Here is a 4352-nt window from a genome sequence, read left to right as displayed (position 1 = left end):
GTGAAACATCTTTCATCTTGCCTTTAGACGCCGGGATTCACCAAATAGAAGCTCTGGATGAGGTGGCAGTAACAGTTGATCTGTATGGCCCCATCATACGCAAGGGTTTTATTCATTATTTTGATCCGGTAAAGAAAACCGCCCAGCGTATTTATTCCCCCCTTATCAGCAAGAAAGTGCTGGCTATAAGAACCCTGGGATCAATTAATGAATCATGGACTGGCAGGTATGGTTTTCAGGCATTCTTTTTGTGGTGGTTTACGCCGTAATAATATCAGAGAAGATACATCGCACCATTATTGCTCTGTTTGGCGCCGTATTGCTGCTGGTATTACCTTTTTAGTGCTCTGGTTTTCTGCCATCGCCTCGGCTTTTATAGATAATATACCGTTTGTAGCCACCTTCATTCCATTAATCAAAGAAATCGGAATAATAGGCCACATGTCAGTAGAGCCCCTGTGGTGGGCTTTATCGCTGGGGGCTTGCCTGGGTGGAAACGGTACTATTATCGGGGCTTCGGCCAATGTGATAGTTTCCGGTATAGCCGAACGTCATGGCTGCCCCATAACTTTTCTGGGCTACATGAAAATAGCTTTTCCGTTGATGTTGCTGTCAGTGGTCATTGCTTCGCTTTATCTGTGGGCATTCTTCTTGTAGGGATACACCGTCCCAACTGCGCAATTATCGCAATTATCCCTCATCCACATGATCATAATAGGAAAAACCTCACCCGGATGCTTATATCAGCCCGATTAGAGCAGACCTTATTCGGGCTCTATGCGCATCAACAGTCTGCCGCTGCAGCTTCAGGCATGATTTGTCCAGGATCCATCAAGTCACCATGGGGTGGAAACAATACTACCCTCCCCCACCGGGACTTGCCGTTTAGTTTAGCGATCGCCGGCTTAGAGTATAACCACCCAAAAGTGGCGCCCGGGTTATCTCCCCGGGCGCCACGAATAGCCTAACTAGCGATATCAACAGGTCATTTCATCAGCGAGGGCAGCCACAGGCAAATTTGCGGGAAAGCCAGCAGCAAAAACACCACCGCCAGTTCTGCCAATGCAAACGGTATGACCCCCTTGAATATTCTCATTACATCAATATCCGGCGCCACAGACTTTATGGCAAAAGCGACGATCCCAAAAGGTGGAGTCAGCATGCCGATTTCAACCATGGCCATTACGACGACTCCGAACCAGATGCCGCTGAAGCCCAGGCCTACTACGATGGGATAGTATATCGGAATGGTGATCAGCATCATCGTAACACTTTCGAGGAACATCCCCAGAAAGACATAAGAAAGGAGTATGGCGATTATGATTAAAATGGGGGCAACATTCAGGCCGGTAACAGTGGCTTGAATGGCCTGGGGAAGTCCGGCTATGACCAGGAAATTGGAGAATACATACGCGCCCAGCATCAGAAAGAGGATGGACACATTGACTTCGGCGCTTTCGATGCAGGCGGTTTTAAATCTGTCCCAGAGGCCTGCTCTGCCCTTTAAGATGAGCAGAACCAGTGCGATCAGAGCGCCCCAGGCGGCCGCCTGGGTGGGCGTGAAAGCGCCGGTAAAGAGACCGATAAAAATGGTTGCGAATATGGCTATGATTCCCAATGCATTAGGCAAAGAACGGAATTTTTCCCTCCAGGAAAATTTCTGTCTGACTAAAGGCGCTTTATCGGGAAAGAGCAAGGCCGTTCCAACAATGATGCCGATAAAACCTGCCAGAATGATAAGGGCTGGCACAAATCCTGCCACCAGCAGCTGGGAGATGGATTCGCCGCTGACCAGCCCGTACAGCACCATGGCGCCGCTGGGCGGAATCATGGTGGCCAGGAGTCCCCCCGCTCCGCATACCCCGGCGGCCAGGCCGTCATCGTATTTATTTTCCTGCATTTCCTTTATAGACAGTTTTCCCATGGTCATGGCCGAGGCCACACTGGAGCCGGAGCAGCAGCAAAAGGCTGCCGACGCAGCGATAGTAGCTACTCCCAGACCTCCCGGGAGCCTGCCCAGCCAGGTGCGGGCTGTTTTGTAGCCGGCAGACGCTACGCCTGAGGTCAGGGCAAACGCCCCGATCATCATGAAAAGCGGCAACGAAGCCAGGTCACTGCCTACCAGCGATCCCAAGGGCGTATAGTGTATCGCCGACGATGCTGTATGGAAGCTGGTAAGGTACCATATTCCGCCAAAGCCGACGACAAACAGCGAAAGGGCTATGGGTATTCCTAATAAAATGAGAGTTACTACTAGAATTAGTCCAATGACTGCCGTACCCATAGTGATTTAACCTCCATTTCTTATGATGTTGCCCCATCCGTTATTTTCGCAGCAGGATGACGCCATTTATAAATTTCCAAAATCAAGTCGATGATCAGCTGAATGGTTAACAGCAATATTCCAAAGGCAAAGGCGCTCTTTAAGGGCCACAGGGGAAAGTGCACCAGACCTTGGATCACTTCACCGCTTGCAATGGCTTCAAATAACTTGCCCCAGCAAATGTAGGTTAACCAGCCGAAAAATACCGCACCCAGGGTTAAAGGTACAAAACTGCGAATAAAACTTAACCATTTCGCCGTATACTTGCCCAGGATATTGACACTAAGGTGTTTTCTGTCTTTCTGCACCAGCGCAAGTCCCAAAAATAAGTTGATGCCTACCAACAGGCCATTTACCTCAAATATCCCGTACGCCGGAATCTCAACCCACCTGAAAACTGTATCAACGACATTCAGCAGCATAATAATCACTATGGATATGGTTGATATAATGGCACACACTTTTATCAGCTTATCAAAAGCGTTCTTGGCCAAACGGATGGCCTCCATATGCATACCTCCTCAATCAGGCTAGCCACATTGTTTACAGTGTTTCATTCATTCCAAACCACTGGGGGTTATCACATAAAACACCTCCCCTGTTGGTACTACAAAAGAGAAGGTGTTTAATGGGCTTTATTGATTTTTTTCCAGGAACTGCTCCAGCATAGTTTTATGGGGATTCTGGGCCGCATAGTCCTTCATGATCTGGATCTCCCTCGCCAACAGTTCTCGGACATTCCTATATCCAGCGGCTTCGGCCGCTTTGAGATTTGTTTCCCACAGGGCTTCCGGGTTGATAATCTTTTGCCATTTGTCGGCCTGTTCCGGGGTTAGCTGTATCAAGGTCCCGCCTTTATCTTTAACAATCTTGTAACCGGCCATGCTTTGCTGCTTGAAAGCTTCATCACAGACCTGGGCCGGTATATCAGCGATCTCTTCTATTACTTTTTTGGCGCTGTCAGGCAAACTGTTATATACATCCTGGTTAAAGGCAATACCTGTCCACATGGAATTGCCGGTGTAGCGGTAGTCGACAACCTGGCTGGTGACCTCGCCGAATTTGTTGCTGCTCAAGGCAAAGGGAGCTATGCCGGCTATCCCGTTAATTGTACCCTTCTGCATGGCGACAAAGATATCCCCTGAAGGCATGGTGATCGGTATTCCTCCCAGGTTCTTGACAAAGACCGGGGCCTGGGCTCCGGTGGCAAACAATTTTTGATTGGCAAGAGGTTGGGGCGCATCAGGATCAACGTTGAAATTGGTGTATAGATTGGCGCCATAACCGTTGAACCAGGCTACTGGTACCACTTTATATTTGGCCCATTCTGCTTTTAGCTCGGGTACGGTGTTCCACAGTTCTTTCTGGGCAGCTCCCGCTCCGGAGAAATCACTTGAAAAGGAGGGAATAAGAGCTGTTGTCAACGGTGTTTTGGTCGGGTGGTTGGTAGCGGAGATGAAGGCTATATCCACCAGCCCGTCTCTAATACCTTCCAGGTTATTGTCGGCTTTGACAATTGTTCCGCTCCAGGTCATTTGATCAACGATGACCTGTCCGTTAGTGCGTTTGGCAAGTTCTGCAGCCCAGGCTTTCATCCCCTGGCTGTAAATCCCTGATTCGGAAAGACTTGAAGTCATTCTGAGTTTAATTACTTTATCGCCATCATCCACTTTGGGTCCACACCCTGCGCTTACAAATAACATTAACATCGCCAGGAGTACCACAGTTATTTTTCTCATGTTCCGTTCCTCCTATAAGAAACTTTCATTACGCTTATGTAGGACAGGCAAGCTTCCCTTGGGCCATTGCTAATTCAACCACACCTTCACATGTAAAATACTGCCTGCTTGAGAAAACTCAGCTGCCTATTTCGGTTAAGTTGCCGTGTTATTCTTCTACAAATATACCAATTATTCGACTGTTTTTCACCGAGTAAAGAATGGGTCAATTTAGTCAATATCGCATTTATAGCGAGAAATCACTGCAATCTACCGCACTAACTCCTAGTCAAATCAATGACAGGTTTGAT

The 4352-nt window shown here is 48.3% G+C and carries 4 protein-coding genes and 1 pseudogene; 2 read left to right on the top strand and 3 right to left on the bottom strand.

Annotated elements, in window-relative coordinates; all coding sequences use genetic code 11:
• Both B2633_RS07485 and B2633_RS07480 read left to right on the top strand, forming a co-directional pair.
• The coding region (locus B2633_RS07485; protein WP_483169973.1) for a hypothetical protein at window positions 1-269 on the top strand (269 nt) is incomplete at its 5' end.
• 70 nt (window positions 270-339) lie between these two features.
• Window positions 340-657 (top strand): annotated as a pseudogene (locus B2633_RS07480) (sodium:proton antiporter); the annotation flags it as partial.
• Between the two features lie 328 nt (window positions 658-985).
• On the opposite strand, the gene B2633_RS07475 reads toward B2633_RS07480, so the two are convergent.
• The 3 genes from B2633_RS07475 to B2633_RS07465 form a co-directional block, all read right to left on the bottom strand.
• On the bottom strand, window positions 986-2284 hold the full coding sequence (locus B2633_RS07475) for a TRAP transporter large permease (RefSeq protein WP_483169972.1): 1299 nt from the start codon (window positions 2282-2284) through the stop codon (window positions 986-988).
• A 20-nt stretch (window positions 2285-2304) separates the two neighbouring features.
• Window positions 2305-2745, bottom strand: a complete 441-nt coding sequence (locus tag B2633_RS07470) for a TRAP transporter small permease (protein ID WP_483169974.1) — start codon at window positions 2743-2745, stop codon at window positions 2305-2307.
• 213 nt (window positions 2746-2958) lie between these two features.
• Complete coding sequence (locus B2633_RS07465) at window positions 2959-4062, bottom strand: TRAP transporter substrate-binding protein (protein WP_483169970.1); 1104 nt, start codon at window positions 4060-4062, stop codon at window positions 2959-2961.
• Window positions 4063-4352: the final 290 nt, after the last annotated feature.

Origin of the sequence: Syntrophomonas sp. UBA1041 (assembly GCF_002316705.1) — a bacterium.
GTDB lineage: Bacteria > Bacillota > Syntrophomonadia > Syntrophomonadales > Syntrophomonadaceae > DTU019.
Note: the sequence above shows the minus strand (reverse complement) of the source record. Positions and strands in the feature narration are given on the sequence as shown.